This window comes from bacterium (assembly GCA_026708055.1).
Taxonomy (GTDB): Bacteria; Actinomycetota; Acidimicrobiia; order Acidimicrobiales; family CATQHL01; genus VXNF01.
The window spans coordinates 1-17,408 of sequence record JAPOVS010000055.1 but is presented as its reverse complement, the minus strand read 5'-3'; the positions used below and the strand labels follow the sequence as shown (position 1 = coordinate 17,408).

Below are 17,408 nucleotides of genomic sequence, written 5' to 3'. Positions count from 1 at the left end.
TGTTCCGGCACCCCCACGAGCGGCGTCGAGCCGCAACTCGCCGGCGCGGGAGACCACTCATCCCGCGCCGCTACTGCTACAAATGACGTTGACGAACGGCGCTGTGCCGAGTTGCCCGACAGGTGCCCCATGAGCGATTCCGCTGTTGATCTCTCCACCGTCCCGGCGCATGTGGCGTGCGTCATGGACGGCAACGGGCGCTGGGCGGCGCGGCGCGGGCTGCCGCGCACCGCCGGACACGAAGCCGGGCTGGACGCCCTGTTCGACGCTGTCGACGGGGCGTTGGAGATCGGTGTGCCGTGGTTGACCGTCTACGCCTTCTCGACGGAGAACTGGACCCGCCCGCAGGACGAGGTGCGTTTCCTGCTGGACTTCAACCGGTCGATCCTGGCGGCGCGGCGCGACGAGATGCACGGGCGCGGCGTGCGGCTGCGGTTCATCGGCGGGCGCGACCGCCGCCTCGCCCGGAGCCTGCTGGCCGAGATGGACGCGGCGGCCGAACTCACCGCCGCCAACAAGCGGCTCACCCTGACGGTGGCGTTCAACTACGGGGGTCGGGCGGAGTTGACCGAGGCGGTGCGCAGGATCGTCGCCGCCGGGACGCGGCCCGACGAGATCACCGAGCAGACCATCCGCGCCAATCTCGCCACCGCCGACATGCCCGACCCGGACGTGGTGATCCGGACCTCCGGCGAGCATCGCCTCTCCAACTTCCTGCTCTGGCAGGTGGCCTACAGCGAGATGGTGTTCCTGGACGTGCTGTGGCCCGACTTCGGCCGGGCCCACCTGTTCGAGGCGATCGCCGAGTACCAGCGACGCGAGCGCCGTTTCGGAGGGCTGGACCGGTGAACGGCTGCCGGGTCCGGGCGTCGCGGGCGTACCCGTGAGCGCGCCCGACTGGACGGGGCCGTACCGGGATCGGGCGGTGGTGCTGCGGACCTACCGCCTCGCTGAAGCGGACCGCATCATCGTCCTGCTGGGGCGGGAACACGGAAAGATCCGCGGTGTGGCGAAGGGCGTTCGCCGCACCCGCAGCCGATTCGGGGCGCGCCTGGAGCCGGCGAGCCTCGTCGACATCTCGCTGTGGCGGGGGCGGGGAGAGCTCGACACCATCACCGGTGCGGACAGTGCCGGCGACGTGGAGCAGCTCACCGCTCTCCGGGAGGACTTGGCGCTCCTCGGCCGGGCGATGGCGATGCTGGAAGCCGTGGATCGCCTGACCCTCGAACGAACGCCGGCCCCCGACCTCTACGACAGGTTGCTGCGTGGGCTGCAATCGCTCGTGACCCGTCCGTCGGCGCTCAGCGTCGGCGCATTCCTGTGGCGCCTGGCGCAACTCGAAGGAGTGGCGCCGGACGTCGCGGGCTGCGTTCACTGCGGCTCGGTTGCCGGGCTCGTCGCCCTCGACATCGCCCACGGCGGCCTGACCTGCCGGGAGTGCCGGCCGCCGGCGGCGCTGGCAGTGGACGCCGAGACCGTCACGGCTCTGCAGGAGATCCTCGGGGGGCATCTCGCGGAGGCGCTGGCGCGGCCGCCGGGCGCGGCCGCCGACGCCGTGGAGCGACTCGGCGTGGCGGTGCTGGAGCAGCACACGGAGCGACGTCTGCGCGTGCCGCCCCTGCTCGGATCCGTCGGCGCCGCGGGGGGCGGCAGCGGGGAGGCGAGGGGGCGACGCACCCACCGGTAGCCTGCGGGCGTGGTCGAGACAGCCCCGTCCGCATCCACCGCAGGCACCCCGGTGGGCGACGTCGCCGCCGAGCAGAACGGCGAGCGGCTCGACGCGGTCGTGAACCTGTGCAAGCGGCGCGGCTTCGTCTTCCGGTCGGCGGAGATCTACGGAGGCTTCCGGTCCACCTACGACTACGGGCCGGTCGGCGCCCTCATGCTGCGCAACGTGAAGGAGGCCTGGTGGCGTGCCATGGTGCAGCTGCGCCCGGACGTGGTGGGCATCGACGCGGCGATCCTCTCGCCGCCGGCGGTCTGGGAGGCGTCGGGTCATCTGGAGAGCTTCACCGATCCGCTGGTCGAGTGCCGCGAGTGCGGGCGCCGTCACCGGGAGGACCAGCTCGAGGATCCCCGGCAATGTCCCGACTGCGACTCGCGGGGGACCCTCAGCGAGCCCCGCCAGTTCAACCTCATGTTCCGCACGCACGCCGGACCGGTGGTCGAGACCGGCGCCGAGGTCTACCTGCGGCCCGAGACCGCCCAGGGCATGTTCGTGAACTTCGCCAACGTGCAGCGGGCGTGCCGGCTGCGGCCCCCCTTCGGCATCGCCCAGATCGGCAAGTCGTTCCGCAACGAGATAACCCCCGGCAACTTCATCTTCCGGACGCGGGAGTTCGAGCAGATGGAGTTGGAGTTCTTCGTGCCTCCCGCCGAGGCCTCCCGCTGGTTCGAGTACTGGTGCGCCGAGCGGCTGCGCTGGTACGTGGATCTGGGCATCCGCGGCGAGCTGTTGCGGCTGCGCCCCCACGGCCCCGACGAGCGCAGCCACTACTCCGAGGCCACCTCCGACGTGGAGTTCCGCTATCCCTGGGGCTGGGGCGAACTGGAGGGCGTGGCGAACCGGACCGACTACGACCTGCGGCGCCACGCCGAGCACTCCGGCGAGAAGTTGGAGTACTTCGACCCCGCCACCGACGAGCGCTACGTGCCCCACGTGATCGAGCCGGCGGCCGGGGCGACGAGGGCCATGATGGCCTTCCTGCTGGCCGCGTACGACACCGAGGAGGTGCGCGGCGAGACCCGGACCGTGCTCCGCCTGCACCACCGCCTCGCCCCGTACCAGGTGGCGGTGCTGCCGCTGTCGCGCAAGGAGCATCTCATCGAACGGGCGAGGGATGTGCTGGAGAGGCTGGTGCCGCACTGGATGGTGGATTTCGACGTGACCCAGTCCATCGGCCGCCGCTACCGCCGCCAGGACGAGTTGGGCACGCCGTACTGCGTGACGGTGGACTTCGAGACACTCCAGGACGGCGCCGTGACCGTGCGCGAGCGGGACTCGATGGCCCAGGACCGCCCGGCGATCGCCGACCTGGTGGGATACCTGCACGAACGGCTTGCCCGCTGAGTCCGGGACCCCGACGGCGGCGCCGCAGGCCGGCGACCTTGCCCCGGGGGAAAATGACGGCTGGTAACTTGCCGCCATGACCCGCTCCCGCCTGCCGCAGGCCACTATTGCCGCAGGTCCGGGCGCCGCGGGAGGCTGAACGTGGGGATCCTCGCCGAGGACGTGGCCCGGGTCCGCGAGGCCACCGACATCGTCGGCCTCATCAGCAACACCGTGGCGCTGCGCAAGTCGGGGCGGCGCTGGCAGGGCCTCTGCCCCTTCCACTCCGAGAAGACGCCGTCCTTCTCGGTGAACGCCGAGGAGGGGCTCTACTACTGCTTCGGCTGCCGTGCCTCGGGTGACGCCATCACCTTCGTGCGCCAGACCGAAGGGCTCGACTTCGCCGCCGGCGTGGAGATGCTGGCCGCCCGGGCCGGCATCACCCTTCGCTATGACAGCAAGGGGGAAGCCGCCCAGAGCGGGCGCCGCAAGAAGCTGATCGAAGCGGTGGCGGCGGCGGTGGAGTGGTATCACGAGCGCCTGCTGCAGCACGCAGACGCCGGGGCGGCGCGGGGCTACCTGCGCTCGCGGGGTATGAGCGGGGATGAGGTGCGGGCCTTCAAGTTGGGCTGGGCTCCCGAGGGCTGGGACAAGTTGAGCCGCGCCCTGCGCTCGAAGGTCTCCGCCGAAGTGCTGATCGACGCGGGCTTGGCGCGCCAGAACGAACGGGGCCGCCTCACGGACCACTTCCATAGCCGGGTGCTGTTCCCGATCTTCGATGTGCGGGGTGACCCGGTTGGCTTTGGCGGGCGCATCCTGCCCGATGATGACGGCCCGGCGGGACCGAAGTACAAGAACACGCCGGATTCGACCTTGTATGTCAAGAGCCGACTGCTCTACGGGCTGAACTGGGCCAAGGACGCCATCGTGCGTGCAGGCGAGGTGATCGTGTGCGAGGGCTACACCGATGTGATCGGTCTCCACGCCGCCGGTCTCCCCCGGGCGGTCGCCACATGCGGCACGGCACTCACCGAGGATCACGTGAAGACGCTGAGCCGGTTCACCAAGCGGATCCTGCTGGCGTTCGACGCAGACGCCGCGGGCTCGGCGGCGGCCGCCAGCATCTACCGCTGGGAGAGCAGCTACGGACTCGACGTGTTCGTGGCCGAGCTTCCCGAGGGCGCCGATCCCGACGACTTGGCGCGCCGGGCGCCGGAGGTTCTGAGGCAGAAGCTGGACGAGCCCCGACAGTTCCTCGATTACCGCATCGACAGGGCACTCGAAGGAGTCGAGGGGGCGACGGCCCAAGGCCGCGTGCGCTTCGCCGACGCGGCCCTCGCAGCGCTGGACGAGCATCCCAGCGAACTCGTGCGCGACCGGTACCTGGTGCCTGTGGCCGACAGGTGCAAACTGGATCCGGATCTCCTGCGGTCGACCGTCGAGCGCTTCCGCGCCGCCCGGCAGGCCGCCCGCGGGGGCCGCGCAGCCCGGAGCGATGGATTCGCCGGAATCGAGACCGACGAGTCCGCCGGTCCCAGCATCGCCGAGCAGGTCCTGCTGCTGCGCCTGCACGCCCCACCGGACCTTCCCGACTGGGTGACTGCCCGGCTCTTCGAATCGGATGTCGAACGGCGGATTTTCGTCGCGCTGGCCGGCGGGGCCTCGCTGCGGGATCTGCAGGACGTCGCTGGCGACGAGGTTGCTCCCACGGTGGCTCGTCTGGCGGTCTGTGAGCCCCCGGAGAAAGCGGACGCGGTGATCGGTCGGTTCGTGTACAACGCTGCGATGCGCCGGATAGCCGACCTCGTCAGGGAGGCTCGCCGCAGTGGTGATGCCGAATTGGGCCGCCGCTGGGCCGAGACGCAGCTCGCACGCGACGAGCTGCTCGCGAGCGGCTGGTCACTGGCGGTGGCTGAGCGGCTGGTCGGCCTGCTGGATGATCTCGCGGACGATCTCGCGGGCGCAACCGAACCCTTCGGGGAGCCGGTACGAGCGGACGGGGCGCCGGGCGAGGAGGAGCGCTTCTACGAGGAGTCGCCCGACTCCGAATTCGAAGGACCCCCTGTCACCGACGTGGCGGGCGCCGGGGACCCCCGCCCATGACCGAGGGGTTCACCACCTACCTCAGCGGCATCGGCCGCCTGGCGCAGTTGAGCGCCGAGGAGGAGTGTGCGCTGGGCCGCAAGGTGCAGGACGGGCTGGCGGCGGAGGCGATCCTGGACGGCGATGGGGCCGATGAGCCGGAGGCGGCGTCTCGCAGGGATCTCCAGCGGCGGGTGCGGGAAGGCGAGGCGGCACGGCGCCGGCTGACCGAGGCGAATCTGCGTCTCGTCGTCTACCTCGCCAGGGGCTACCAGGGGCGAGGGGTTCCGTTCGCCGACCTGGTCCAGGAGGGCAACGTGGGCCTCATGGCGGCGGCGGCCAGATTCCGTCCGGACAAGGGCTGGCGGTTCTCGACCTACGCGGGATCCTGGATCCGCAGCGCCATGCTCAGTGCCATCAAGAACCAGGCGGCGGTGGTGCGCATGCCGTCCCACCTGGCGGCAGCGGCAACGCAGATCTACCGCGCCGAGCAGGCGTTCGAGCAGGAGAATCATCGGGCGCCCACGCTGGCAGAACTGGCGCGCTATTGCGACATCTCCGAGGATCAGGTGGCGCAGGTGCGCGAGTTGCGTGCCTTGCCTGTCTCCCTCGAGTCGCCGGTCGGCGAGGACAGGTCGCTGGGGGAGATGCTCTCGGACGGCCCGGACTCGGGCCCCGACGACGTGGTGATCGAGCGACTGCACAACGCGGCGGTGCGCGAGGCGGCCGAGGAGGCGCTCGCCGCGGTGGACGATGAACGTGTGCGGCGGCTCTTGCGCCTGCGGTTCGGGCTCGTCGACGGTCGCATCAGGACCCTGGCCGAACTGAGCGGCCAGTTCGGTGTCACGAAGGAGCGCCTCCGCCTGATCGAGGCGCGCACTCTTTCCCGGCTGCGCCGTAGCGGTCTGGGGGAGGAACTCCGAGAACTCATGCGAGAATCCTGAGTTGCCCCGCTGGTATCGTGGGGCCCCGATCCGGGGTAGCTCAGTTGGCAGAGCGCCGGCCTGTTAAGCCGTTTGTCGTGGGTTCGAGCCCCACCCCCGGAGCACTGGAGATTGCCGCGACAGCCTGCCGTGCCGGCGCGCCGCGACCGGAGGGCTAGGTTTTCGCCGGGCTCGTAGCTCAGTGGTCAGAGCAGACGACTCATAATCGTTCGGTCGTGGGTTCGATCCCCACCGAGCCCACGGCCCGAGGTGCGGATCCGGGCCTCGGCAACCGCGCCGCGGCGGGTCACTCGCCCAGCCAGGCGGGCGCCCGATCGTGCAGGTAGCGGGTGACGGTGCCGATCAGACCGAACGTCTCGTCGAGGAAGTCGTGCTCACCGACCAGATGTGCCAGCGGCACCGACCGCTCCGATTCCACGTGCACGGACCTGGCGACGTCGTCGGTGACCGTGGCGATGGTGTCCGCCGCCCAGACGTGCACGGGAAGCGCCGTTCCGCCGATGGCGGAGAGTTCGGTGGCCAACTCCAGCAGGTTGGGGCTGTTGGGCAGCGGCGGCATCCGCCAGTGGAAGCGCAGGATCAGGTCGAACCCCTCCTCTGGCCACTCCGCGTCCTCGGGCCGCTTGTTCACCTCGTCCTCGAAGGCGATCTGAACCCTCGGGTCCAGGTCGGCGAGGATGTGCAACTCCAAGGGCCCATCGCAGTCGTAATCCGGATGGAGGTGGATCTCCCACCACTGACGTCCCGTGGTGATGTCGATGCAGTGGTGATCCTCGTGGTAGTGGAACCCCCCTTCGGCCGCATGGAATTTGAGGTCGGTGACGAATCCGGGAAAGTCGACGATGGACAATGGACGGCTCCTCGGCGTGTGGGATCGCTGGCGTTGGGGCGGGACCACCCTACCTGTCAGTACTGGGTACCCGAGTGCCCGGAGTCGGCCTAGCGTGGCAGCCATCGCGCCGGAGGACCTGCTGTCGCTGTTCGCGGAGACCGCCCGCGCTGTGAGCGATGCCTTGGCGTCGCTGACGAACTGGGGACCGGCAGGAACCCGGCCCGGCCAGCACCGCTCGGACATCGTCGCCGACGAGGTGGCGACCGGAGCGCTGCTGGAGGCCGGACTGGGGGTCTGCAGCGAGGAGTCCGGGCTACAGGGCGAGGACCGTCCCGTGATCGTGGTACTCGACCCCCTGGACGGATCCACCAACGCGGCGCAGGGCATCCCCTGGTATGCCACGAGTTTCTGCGCGGTGGACGACCGGGGGGCGCTCGCGGCGCTGGTGGTGAACCTGGCCTCCGGTGAGCGCTACAGCGCGACCCGCGGCGGCGGGGCCCGCCGGGACGGCCGGCCGGTCCGGCCCTCGTCGGTCGGCAGCCTGTCCGAGGCACTCATCGGTCTCTCCGGTTACCCGCCCCGGCACCTGCGCTGGCGCCAGTACCGGGCGCTCGGCGCAGCCGCGCTGGATCTGTGCGCCGTGGCCGACGGTCGCCTCGACGGTTTCGTGGACTGCCATTCGCACGGACCGTGGGACTACCTCGGGGCGATGCTGGTGTGCCGGGAGGCCGGTGCACGGGTCGTGGACGCCGCGGGCAGAGAACTCACGACGACCGACGCGGGCGCCCGCCGGCGCTTGCTGGCGGCGGCCACCGGGAGCCTGCTGGCCGACTTGCGCGAGGCGTGCGGTGGGTAGCCTGCGGTTCCGGGCGCTTAGCTCAGTTGGTCCAGAGCGCTTCCCTTACAAGGAAGAGGTCGGCGGTTCGAGTCCGCCAGCGCCCACCGGATCTCCTGCGAGCGGGCTTGCGGTGGAGGAGGCGGGCCTGGGACTGTTGGAGCAGCCGGGATCAGCGAGATTCTCTCCAGACCCGCCATCCCCTCCGAAGGACGACATGGTCGCGACGCCTAGTGTACACCCTTCGCGGTCCATCCGGCCAATCGGGACCCCACGTGGTTCCGGCCGCGCCGCGGCGGATCACCTGCTGTGGCCGATGTCACACCTCCGGCGGCGAGGGCGCGGCGCGGGCTCGTTAGCCTGCCCGTCACAATTTGCCGTACCAGCGGCACAGGAATTCACCCCCGGCACAGCCTGCCGTGATGGTGAATGGACGCCCCGTCGAAGTCCCCCCCTCGGCGGGGCGTCGTCTATTCGGGACCGGGGTTCGGCCGGGTGTTGTTGAGCCCCCCCGCCGGTCTCGTTTAGGGTCGCGGACGGCAATGACAAGGCACAGGCGAGAACCGAGCGGCGAGACGTGAACCCTCTGGAACGCCTCCTGGAACTCCAAGCACACGACACCCGGATCGCGCAGCTCGAGCATCGCCACGCGCAATTGCCCGAACGGGCCGAGTTGCAGGCGCTCGAGAGCCAGAGCCAGGAACTCGCCGAGCGCATCGAGGCGGCCCGGCAGCAGCACGCGGAGTTGGAGCGGCACCAACGACGCTACGACGACGATCTGGCGATGGTTCTGGCGAAACGGGACCGCGAGAGGAACCTGCTCTACTCCGGCGAGGTCACCGCAATCCGCGAGTTGCAGGGTCTCGAGGAGGAGGTGGCCGCGCTCGGGAGGCGTCAGCGCGTCGTCGAGGACAAATTGCTGGAGGTCATGGAGGACCTGGAGGTCGCCGCCACCGAACTGGCGACGCTGCGCCAGGGCCACCAGGAGCTGGGGTCGAGGATGGATTCGGTCAACGTGCGACTCGAGGCCGCGGCCGCCGAGATCGACGCCGAACTCGAGCAGGTTCGCCTCGCCCGCGCCGATGTCGGCAAGGACGTGGATTCCGTCCTGCTCGAACGCTACGAGCGCCTCCGGTCCCAGATCGGCGGCGTGGCCGTCGCACGTCTCGAGGCGACGAGCTGCATGGGCTGCTATCTGACGCTGCCTCTGATGGAGGTGGATCGGCTGCGAAGGCTTCCCGAGGTGGGCGAGGCTTCCCCGGGAGAGGACGACAAGGGGACGGCCACCTGCCCCTCCTGCGGGCGCATCCTGGTCATCTGAGCCTGTGCTGCTCTGGTTCGCCGGGCTGGGCGTCCCCGCTGTTGCGGCGGTGTTCTCAAGCCGCGGGCTGGACTACCGCTTCGTGCTGGCCGGCACCGTGGCGCCCTCCCTGGCGCTCGCCGTGGCGGCGTTGTGGATCATGGACTCGCTGCTGCTGCCGATCGCGGTGATGGCCGCGGTCATGGTTGGAGGGTGGGGCAGGCGTCTGGTGCAGCGCCGCTGGCTGGGTGTGCCGATCGGCCTCTTCTGCCATCTCGTGTTGGACGGCGCCTGGCTGCGCACCGGAACGTTCTGGTGGCCGCTGGGCTCCGGCGAGGTGGCCGGGAGGGGCCTGCGGCCGATCTGGCTGCCGGTCATCATGGAACTGATCGGTGCGGCGGCGTTGTGGTGGTCGTGGCGGCGTTTCGGGCTGGCCGATCCGGCGCGCCGGCGGGATTTCCGGCGCGCCGGGAGGCTGACGGTCGCGCCCCGCCCCCCCCGGCGTCGGTGACGGCGAGCCGGCCTGTAGGCGGGGTTCTGTCCAGGCCCGAGGGCCCTGGGTGACCATCCATCTCAGCGGCCTACCCGGGGGCTGCGCTGCGATGAGCGCCGGCGGGCCACCGCCCCCTGCTTGACCTTGCTCCCGGTGGGGTTTGCCGAGCTGCCCCGGTCGCCCGGGGCACTGGTGCGCTCTTACCGCACCGTTTCACCCTTGCCCGGCCCGGAATCCGGGCCGTCGGCGGTCTGTTCTCTGTGGCACTTTCCTGCGAGTCGCCTCGACTGGCCGTTAGCCAGCACCGTTGCCCTGCGGAGCCCCGACCTTCCTCGACACCGCCGCCGTCGCCGGCGTGGCGCCGCGGTCACCCAGCCGGCTCGCCGCCGCTGACAGTCTGCCAGAGTCGCCGGGCCCCGGCACTGTGCGCTCCGGCGGTCGCCGGCGCGGCTCGGGCGTTCAGAAGGAGACGGCGCTGAGGTCGGGGTGCCAGCCGGCGGCTCGCTGCTTGGCCTCCTGCCAGGCGGCCCGGTCAGCTTGCCGGCGCGGCTCGATGGTCCGCCGCGGCGACCGAAGCGAAGCCACCTCGTCCCAGTCGCTCCAGAATCCGATTCCCAGGCCCGCCAGGAAGCCGGCGCCGAGTGCCGTGCATTCGATCTCCGGTGCCACCCGGACGGCACATCCGGCGGCGTCCGCGAATGCCTGGATGAAGGTGGCATTGGCGCTCATGCCCCCGTCCACGACCGGCGCCGCCAGCTCCAGTCCACTGTCGGATCGGGCCGCTTCGAGCAGGTCGGTGCCGCGGTGCGCCACGCCCTCCAGCACGGCACGAACCATCTGCGGGTGGCCGGTGGCGGTCGTCATGCCGGCGAAGGCGCTGCGGGCGCCGAAGTCCCAGTCCGGGGTGCCGAGGCCCATCTGGGCGGGGACGAAGCTCACGCTCCCGCTGTCGGCGCAGGCGGCGGCGACGGCATCGGAATCGCCCGGGTTCTCGATCAGGCCGAGTTCACAGAGCCATCTCACGCAGCTGCCGGCGCTGAGCATCATGGCCTCGATGCCCCAGACCACCTGTCCCTGCCGCTGCCAGGCCACGATCGGGAAGGTGCCGCTGGGGCCCCGGATCTCCGCCGGCGGGTCGCCGGGCCCCAGACAGGCGTCGAGGGTGCCGCCGGTGCCGAAGGTGATCTTCACGTCGCCGCGTCCGACACAGCCGGCGCCGACGAGCGCCGCCTGCTGATCGCCCGCGAGGCCGGTGATCAGAGGGCCCCCTGGCAACGCGGTGGCCTCGGCCAGCGGACCGCTGCTGTCGACGATGCGGGGCAGGCCCGCGGCGGGGATGCCGAGCCTCTCGGCGACGGCGAGATCCCACTCCACGCGATCCCCATGGGTCAGTCCGGTGATCGCCGCGTTGGTGGCGTCGGTGAGGTGCTGCGTCCCGCCGGTGAGGTTCCAGACCAGCCAGGAGTCGAGTGTGCCGATGCAGAGTTCGTCCGGCGGCCGGTCCGCGGCCGCGACGAGGTGGGCGGCCTTGGTGGCGGGCTGGTTGGGGGCCAGGCGGAGTCCCTCGCTCTGCAGGCTCAGGCAGTCGGCGGCGGTCCGGAGGTCCTGCCACCCGAGGCCCACGCCCGCCGGTTCGCCGCCGGCGCGATGCCACACCACGGTGGAGGCTCGCTGGTTGGCGATGCCCACCGCGTCGGGTCCCGGGGCCGCGGCCAGGGTCGCCGCGACGGCCCGGCGGGTGGCATCCCAGAGAGCGACCGGATCGAACTCCACCAACCCCGGCGCCGGCGTCGACCGGGGCGCCGCGACGCGGTGCTCGTGATGGAGGTGACCGCCCTCGTCGAGGACCGCGGCCCTGACGCTCGTGCTGCCCACGTCGATGACGAGGATCCTCATTCCGCGGAGGCTCCTGGGGGCGCGAACGCCGGGCGACGCTCTACCGCCCCGCCGGCGGGGCACCGAGGGCGGATGCGTCACTGCCGGAGCGGGTTGGCATGCTAGAGGTAACTCTGCCGGCAGGCGCTGGACGGTCCTGCCGGCGTGAGTTCCGCCGCGGCTCGGTTGCGGCGGCCGCTGGACGACCGAGGACGCACAATGGGCAAGGATACCGATGCGGGCGGAGCCGCCGGCGACCGGGGCGCGGGGCCCGTGGACTTCGCCGCGCTGCTGAAGGCGCTCGTGGCCGGGGAGCATCTGAGCCGCGCGCAGGCGCGGGAGGCGGCGGACGCCATGCTGGCGGGGAACGCCACCGAGGCGCAGATGGCCGGGCTGCTGATCGGCCTGCGGACCAAGGGGGAGACCGCCGTCGAGCTGGCCGGGTTGCTGGAAGGGCTGCGTGCCGCGGCGCTCGACGTGGGCGTCGACGCCGAGGAGATGAGGCTCATCGACACCGCCGGCACCGGCGGCGACGGCAGCGGTTCGCTGAACATCTCCACGATGGCCGCGCTGGTCGCGGCGGGCGCCGGGGCGCGCGTGTGCAAGCACGGCAACCGCGCGGTGTCCTCCTCGTGCGGTTCGGCCGACCTGCTGGAAGCCCTCGGCGTGGTGGTCGATCTGGGGCCCGCAGGAGTCGCCGGATGCCTCGAGCAGGCCGGCATCGCCTTCTGCCTGGCGCCCCTGTTCCATCCGGCGCTGCGCCACGCCGGCCCGACCCGGCGCAGCCTCGGGTTGCCGACCGCCTTCAACTACCTGGGTCCGATGGCGAATCCCGCCGGCGTGCGCCGCCAGGTGATCGGCGTGAACGACGCGGCCATGGCCGAGCGCATGGCGGAGGTCCTAGCGGTCACCGGGACGCAGCGGGCCATGGTCGTGCACGGCTACCCCGGTCTGGACGAGCTGTCCACGATCGGGCCGACGAGGGTGATCGAGTTGCGCGGCGGCCGGATCGAGCGCTACACCGTGACGCCGGGGGAACTGGGCCTGGCCACCGTCGGGCTGGCGGATCTTGCCGGCGCCGACTTGGCCGCCGGGGTGGCGGCGACTGAGGCGCTGCTGGCGGGCGAAGCCGTGCCATGGCGGGGCATCGTCTGCCTGAACGCCGCCGCAGGGCTCGTCGTGGGCGATCTGGCGGAGGATCTGGCAGGGGGTTTGAGGCTTGCAGCCGGCGCTCTCGACAGCGGCGCCGCAGCCGCCACGCTGGCCCGGTGGGTGGACGTCTCCCAGACGCAGGGGGCCTGAAGAGCCGAGAGGGCAGGGACCCCCCGATCCCGCCCACCCAGGGACAACCTCTCAGGATGTCACATGTAGCACCTACGCTCGCGGGCGGTTCGGCGGAAGGACAGGTCAGAGAGCGCGGCGACAGCATGAAGTTCACCGAGGGGCAGCGGATCCGGCTGCCGGGTGAGGGCGACTACCGGGAGGTAGCTGGGGCGATCCCGGCGGGGGACGGGTCGTGGACCCTCTTCGTGAACGGTCCGGCGGGCCTGCAACAGGTTGGCCTCGCCGCTTCGAAGGCGGCTGGCGTCGAGGTTCTGAACACCGACGGCGGGCTGGTTCGGCGATGGTGCTGGCGGGGCTGTGGGCCGAGTGGATGCGCCAGGCCGCGGCGACCTCCCGTGGCTCCGCGTTGGCGACTGTGCCGCTGCAGCCGTATCCGCATCAGGTGGCCGCTGTGTACGAGGCGATGCTTCCGCAGGTGGGTCTGCGGTTCCTGCTGGCCGACGAGCCGGGCACCGGCAAGACGATCATGGCCGGCCTGTGGCTGCGAGAGGCTCAGCGCCTCGGATTCGTCAATCGGGCGATCATCGTGTCCCCCGCTCACCTCGTCACGAAGTGGCAGGCCGACTTCGAGCGGTTCTTCGGTGGCGGCCTTCGCCGCATCACCGCCGGGACAGTCCGCGAGGAAGCGCTCGCCACCACCCACAACACGTGGATCGTGTCGCTCGAACTGACAGCGGTGAATCAGGCGGTCTACGAGGCCATCCATCCCGACCGGGCCGGATTCGACACGGTGGTCTTCGACGAGGCCCACCGTCTGACACCCACCGCGGTCCGGTACTACCGGGTCGGCAGGATGCTCGCCCACAACGCGAAGCGAGCGCTGTTGATGACGGCCACGCCTCACCGGGGCAGTGAGCGGCTCTTCCGGTCGCTCATGCATCTCACCGATCCCGACGTGTTCCCCGAGCCCAGCGAGACCGACAGCGACGCTTCGCACCGGTTGCGGCCGGGGCCGCTGCACTTCCTCCGGCGCATGAAGGAAGAGATCACCGACCTCGACGGCGCCACGAAGCTGTTCAAACCCCGGGAGGCCCGGAACGTGCCCGTGCCCCTGAACGCCTCCGGCAGATCCACGAGGAACAGCGCCGGGCGGAGTCCCATCTCAAGACCCCGATCGACAGCGAGACCGCGCTGGCAGCACTGAACGATCAGCGGCTCGATCGAATCAACCCGCATGTCGTGGATCGGTTCCTTCGCCGCATCGACTCGGCCGGCCTGGTCGGCGCCGAACAGACCGCCCTGGCCGATGAGGGTTTCTGGTACGTCACCAGCCGAAGCCTCGCTGTGCCGCCCGCCCTCGAACCCGACGAGGATGGCCGAGCGCTGGTGGTCACCAGCGGTGAGGCTCGGCGCAAGGCGCTGGACGCAGGGCACGGGCGAGCCGGGGCCGCCGTCGCCCTGGGCCCCAGCGAGTCGGCGTTCCGGGCGTTGGCCGACGCTGTCTCGGAGCGCTGCCGTCCGGCGCTGTACCAGGGCGGGCTGTTGCGCGACACGACCTCGATCACCGACTACGACCTGCACGTGTATGCCTCTGAGACCGAGACCGGCGGGCGTCTCACCGATTGGGCCTGCCTCGTCCGGCGCGACGAGGCAGGAGCGCGCCCGGTCTCCTGGGAGGTGCTCTCCTGCCTGGAACGAGCAGAGGGGACCGCGAACAGGCAGCACCCGGCATCGGTGGCGGACTCCGGCGTGGCGGCCGAACGGATACTCGAGAAGGATCTCGATCAGCTGAACAGCGCGCTCGCCGGTTGGGGTGCCCGAGCGCGCCACCACTTGGAGCGCCTCCCCGACAGCCTCACCCGCGACATCTCCGACGCCGACGAGCGCCGGGCCCGCCGCACACATCTGCAAGAGGCCGTCAACCTACGAATGCGCGAGCTCGCAACCACGACGAGCGCAACGTCCGGTCCGCTGCGCCACGTCGGCTGGTGCCGCGTCACCGGAGCGGGCGTGCCACCTGAGCCCACGGAGAAGGACAGCGAGGCCACCTCCATGGCTTTCGTGCGCGATCTGCTCAACGGCGACGCCTGGGGTGTGACCGACGTGCACACCGCCGGCGAGGGGTTCGACCTGCTCGCCCGACGCGGCCACGAGCAACGCTGCGTCGAAGTCAAGGGTGTCTGGGACAGCGCATCGGCCCGAGGCATCACACTGACCGGCAACGAGATCGTCAAGGCCGGACTCCTCGGCGACGAGTACTGGCTCTACGTGGTGGACGACTGTGCCAACGGCGGGCGTCTCTACGCCGCCTACCGGAACCCCGCCGCAGTATTCGCCGACGCCGCCGAGGACCAGACGGTCGTGCGGATCAAGGGTTCCGACCTGGCCGCGGCCCGACGAGCCAAGTCCGAGATGTTGGAATAGTTATTAGATAACATGACAATACAGGAAGAACATTGGATACTGCTACGCAGGGTGCTAGACTGAATTCATGAGCCTCGTCGAGGCCGTGCAGCTGAACGAGAACACAGGTCGACCAGGGGAGTTGATATGGGCGAGACCAGAGTGGACGTGACGATCCGCAACCCGGCGGACCCCGACCGGTCCTGGGAGGGCGAGTTCGTCGTCGACACCGGCGCGACGAACTCGGTCGTGCCGCGCCGGCACCTCGAGTCCATCGGTCTGAAACCAATCGGCCACAGGACCTACGGGCTGGCGGACGGCAGCGAGCATCAGGCCGAGATCGGTGCCGCCCTGGTCGAGTTCCTCGGTGAGTGGTCGGCCAGCACCGTCGTGTTCGGCCCGGATGACGCCGAGCCGCTCCTGGGACTTACGGCGCTGGAATCGACCGGCTTCAAGGTCGACCCTGTGAACGAGTGCTTGCAGCGAGCGAAGCTCCGACTCTGAGGGCCGCCAGGCGGCACCGAGCTCGCCCTACGCTGCCTGCAGGGACCTCGCCGCGGGGTCGATGGATGCCGCGCCGGGCATCACGGCGCGGCACGGATGAACGGATCGACCTGGCACACGCCGGCCCCGCCGAGCGACGGAGGATGGCTGGTTCGGAGGTTGCGCGGGTTTCTTGACCCGCTCGGCCGGTGGTGCGAACGCGCACCGGGGGACGATTGGGCCGATGCCTCGGCCGGCTCCTACGCTGCGGCCGTGATCGGGGCACGGTTCGCTGTTGGCGCAACGGGCGGATGGGGTAGTGGTGATGGGCATTTCCTGAGGGAGCGGCGTGCGGCGACCCTTGTGGAATCGGTTCGCCGGTACGGTGCCGTCCCGGCGAGGCATCGTCCTGGTCGGGGTGACAGGCGATGACCCGCATGATCGAGCGCTGGTTCCCGTGCGCGGACGTGACGGCGCGCTCGAAGTCGGGCTGGGGATCGGGGCGGTCGGAGAAGACGCTGTTCACCTGGTTCGCCACTCGGCCCCTGGCGCAGGCCCGCGCCGCGGTGATCTGCTCGCTGCTGGAATGGCCCGAGGCGCCCGCCGAGCAGGAACGCCTCTGCGACCTGGTACGCCGCGCCATGGAGGGCCGGGACGCCTGCCATAGCGAGCTCACCGAGGAGTTGGCGCGCCACCACCCCGACGGCGCCTCGCTGGCGGACTCCTTCTCGGGCCGCGCCGTGATCCCGCTGGAGGCCGCCCGCCTCGCCGGGGCCACCCAACAAGGTAACGGGGGTCGGACGCCTACCCGCGGAAGCAGGAGGAGAGCCCGGCTACCTCGATGCCAGAAGCGCGGCGCAACGCGAGGGGGCGTCGGCTGACTACGTAGCGGCGCTCTGCGGCTATGTCGGTGCAAACCTGGTACGGCGGATCAAGTACAGCACTCGAGGTGCTCGAATCGGTATACCAAAGCAGGATCTTTGGCACATATTCCAAGACGGTCCACCCGTCCCATTCGGAACCGACTTCTTCGAGACCGGCTGCGGCGATGGCCCCGGCACATGGCCATCGCTGGGTGCTCACACAATCCGGGAGCTCCGCAACCAACTTGACAGGCGTCCGGGCCGTTCCGCCAATATCCAGCGGGGCAATGCCCTGGGGCTTCCGCTGCCGGATCGGTCGCTCAGTGCGGTGGTCACTGATCCGCCGTACGACTCGATGGTGGAGTACAGCGACGGCTCGGACATTCTCTACGTCTGGCTGAAGCGGGCGCTGGCGACTTCGCATCCCGGCTTCGGGGCGACCGCGCACCCCCACGGTCTCCAGGAGAAGACCGACGAGGCCGTCGTGAAGATGACGTGGCGCAACAGCGGCGACCACCGCACCCCCGAGCACTACGACCGCTGCATCACCGCGGCGTTCGGCGAGGCGCGGCGGGTGGTGGCGCCGGGCGGTGTGGTGACGATCATGTTCGGCCACGACGACCCCGACGTGTGGCAGCGCCTGCTGGGCGCCATCGGCGAGGCCGGGCTGGTGCTCACCGGGTCGTGGCCCGCCCGCACCGAGTCGGGCAGCCAGATGGGCAAGGTCAACATCGAGACCACGCTCACCCTGGCGTGCCGCCCCGCCGCGGCCGACCGCCCGGTGGGCCGGCAGGTCGAGGTGGACGCCGAGGTGCGGCGCGAGATCGAGGCTCGGGCGCCGCTGTGGGAGGAGGCCGGGCTGGCGCTGGCGGATCAGCGGATGGCCGCGTACGGGCCGGCGATGGAGGTGGTGGGCCGCTACAGCCGGGTGCTGGACAAGACGGGCCAACCGGTGGATCCCGCCC

General features: G+C 70.8%; 16 protein-coding genes, 3 tRNA genes and 1 other RNA gene. 17 read left to right on the top strand and 3 right to left on the bottom strand.

All coding sequences use genetic code 11. The annotated features are described in order from the left end of the window. Positions 1-129 precede the first annotated feature (129 nt). From uppS to OXG55_12185, 7 genes are all read left to right on the top strand, one after another. Entirely contained in the window at positions 130-849 is a 720-nt protein-coding gene (uppS, locus tag OXG55_12215) for a polyprenyl diphosphate synthase (protein MCY4104000.1), read from the top strand. A 34-nt stretch (positions 850-883) separates the two neighbouring features. After that, positions 884-1,687: a DNA repair protein RecO gene (gene recO / locus OXG55_12210; protein ID MCY4103999.1), complete on the top strand. Its 804-nt coding sequence runs from the start codon at positions 884-886 to the stop codon at positions 1,685-1,687. Positions 1,688-1,738: 51 nt separating this feature from the next. After that, complete coding sequence (locus OXG55_12205) at positions 1,739-3,070, top strand: glycine--tRNA ligase (GenBank protein ID MCY4103998.1); 1,332 nt, start codon at positions 1,739-1,741, stop codon at positions 3,068-3,070. Positions 3,071-3,211: 141 nt separating this feature from the next. Beyond that, the gene (gene dnaG, locus OXG55_12200; protein MCY4103997.1) at positions 3,212-5,152 is read left to right on the top strand and encodes a DNA primase; all 1,941 of its coding nucleotides are present in this window, start codon (positions 3,212-3,214) and stop codon (positions 5,150-5,152) included. After that, positions 5,149-6,075 carry a sigma-70 family RNA polymerase sigma factor gene (locus OXG55_12195; GenBank protein ID MCY4103996.1) on the top strand — a complete coding sequence of 309 codons (927 nt, stop codon included), beginning with the start codon at positions 5,149-5,151 and terminating at the stop codon, positions 6,073-6,075. The genes dnaG and OXG55_12195 overlap by 4 nt, the downstream gene beginning before the upstream one ends. Before the next feature lie 29 nt (positions 6,076-6,104). Further along, positions 6,105-6,177: transfer RNA gene (locus OXG55_12190), tRNA-Asn, on the top strand. A gap of 65 nt (positions 6,178-6,242) precedes the next feature. Further along, positions 6,243-6,315: transfer RNA gene (locus OXG55_12185), tRNA-Ile, on the top strand. A 46-nt stretch (positions 6,316-6,361) separates the two neighbouring features. Here OXG55_12185 and OXG55_12180 read toward each other — a convergent pair. Continuing rightward, positions 6,362-6,925, bottom strand: a complete 564-nt coding sequence (locus OXG55_12180) for a hypothetical protein (GenBank protein MCY4103995.1) — start codon at positions 6,923-6,925, stop codon at positions 6,362-6,364. 94 nt (positions 6,926-7,019) lie between these two features. Here OXG55_12180 and OXG55_12175 point away from each other — a divergent pair, with 94 nt between their 5' ends. From OXG55_12175 to OXG55_12160, 4 genes are all read left to right on the top strand, one after another. Next, on the top strand, positions 7,020-7,763 hold the full coding sequence (locus tag OXG55_12175) for a hypothetical protein (GenBank protein ID MCY4103994.1): 744 nt from the start codon (positions 7,020-7,022) through the stop codon (positions 7,761-7,763). Between the two features lie 11 nt (positions 7,764-7,774). Then, positions 7,775-7,849 (top strand) — tRNA-Val (locus tag OXG55_12170). A gap of 470 nt (positions 7,850-8,319) precedes the next feature. Further along, positions 8,320-9,063, top strand: coding sequence for a C4-type zinc ribbon domain-containing protein (locus OXG55_12165; protein MCY4103993.1), 744 nt, complete (start codon positions 8,320-8,322; stop codon positions 9,061-9,063). Positions 9,064-9,067: 4 nt separating this feature from the next. Further along, positions 9,068-9,553 (top strand): hypothetical protein, encoded by a 486-nt coding sequence (locus OXG55_12160; GenBank protein MCY4103992.1) that lies wholly within the window; start codon positions 9,068-9,070, stop codon positions 9,551-9,553. On the opposite strand, the gene rnpB is transcribed toward OXG55_12160, so the two are convergent. Together rnpB and OXG55_12150 are read right to left on the bottom strand one after the other, a co-directional pair. Then, an RNA gene (gene rnpB / locus OXG55_12155) (RNase P RNA component class A) lies at positions 9,553-9,918 on the bottom strand. The genes OXG55_12160 and rnpB overlap by 1 nt on opposite strands. A 76-nt stretch (positions 9,919-9,994) precedes the next feature. After that, positions 9,995-11,431, bottom strand: coding sequence for an FGGY family carbohydrate kinase (locus OXG55_12150; protein ID MCY4103991.1), 1,437 nt, complete (start codon positions 11,429-11,431; stop codon positions 9,995-9,997). A 198-nt stretch (positions 11,432-11,629) separates the two neighbouring features. On the opposite strand from OXG55_12150, the gene trpD reads away from it, so the two are divergent. The 6 genes from trpD to OXG55_12120 form a co-directional block, all read left to right on the top strand. Continuing rightward, complete coding sequence (gene trpD / locus OXG55_12145) at positions 11,630-12,712, top strand: anthranilate phosphoribosyltransferase (GenBank protein MCY4103990.1); 1,083 nt, start codon at positions 11,630-11,632, stop codon at positions 12,710-12,712. A 322-nt stretch (positions 12,713-13,034) separates the two neighbouring features. Then, positions 13,035-13,898, top strand: a complete 864-nt coding sequence (locus OXG55_12140) for an SNF2-related protein (GenBank protein MCY4103989.1) — start codon at positions 13,035-13,037, stop codon at positions 13,896-13,898. 35 nt (positions 13,899-13,933) lie between these two features. Next, on the top strand, positions 13,934-15,118 hold the full coding sequence (locus tag OXG55_12135; protein MCY4103988.1) for a DUF3883 domain-containing protein: 1,185 nt from the start codon (positions 13,934-13,936) through the stop codon (positions 15,116-15,118). A 126-nt stretch (positions 15,119-15,244) separates the two neighbouring features. Beyond that, positions 15,245-15,601: a clan AA aspartic protease gene (locus OXG55_12130; protein ID MCY4103987.1), complete on the top strand. Its 357-nt coding sequence runs from the start codon at positions 15,245-15,247 to the stop codon at positions 15,599-15,601. 407 nt (positions 15,602-16,008) lie between these two features. Further along, positions 16,009-16,461, top strand: coding sequence for a DUF1156 domain-containing protein (locus OXG55_12125; protein MCY4103986.1), 453 nt, complete (start codon positions 16,009-16,011; stop codon positions 16,459-16,461). Positions 16,462-16,771: 310 nt separating this feature from the next. Further along, positions 16,772-17,408, top strand: a 637-nt coding sequence (locus OXG55_12120) for a DUF1156 domain-containing protein (protein MCY4103985.1), incomplete at its 3' end; no start/stop codon positions are given.

What these genes read in the sequence shown, in the direction of transcription:
- uppS (MCY4104000.1), top strand. Translation starts at nt 130, where the DNA reads ATGAGCGATTCCGCTGTTGATCTCTCCACCGTCCCGGCGCATGTGGCG.
- OXG55_12195 (MCY4103996.1), top strand. Translation starts at nt 5,149, where the DNA reads ATGACCGAGGGGTTCACCACCTACCTCAGCGGCATCGGCCGCCTGGCG.
- OXG55_12150 (MCY4103991.1), bottom strand. Translation starts at nt 11,431, where the DNA reads ATGAGGATCCTCGTCATCGACGTGGGCAGCACGAGCGTCAGGGCCGCG.
- trpD (MCY4103990.1), top strand. Translation starts at nt 11,630, where the DNA reads ATGGGCAAGGATACCGATGCGGGCGGAGCCGCCGGCGACCGGGGCGCG.
- OXG55_12140 (MCY4103989.1), top strand. Translation starts at nt 13,035, where the DNA reads ATGGTGCTGGCGGGGCTGTGGGCCGAGTGGATGCGCCAGGCCGCGGCG.
- OXG55_12130 (MCY4103987.1), top strand. Translation starts at nt 15,245, where the DNA reads ATGGGCGAGACCAGAGTGGACGTGACGATCCGCAACCCGGCGGACCCC.
- OXG55_12125 (MCY4103986.1), top strand. Translation starts at nt 16,009, where the DNA reads ATGACCCGCATGATCGAGCGCTGGTTCCCGTGCGCGGACGTGACGGCG.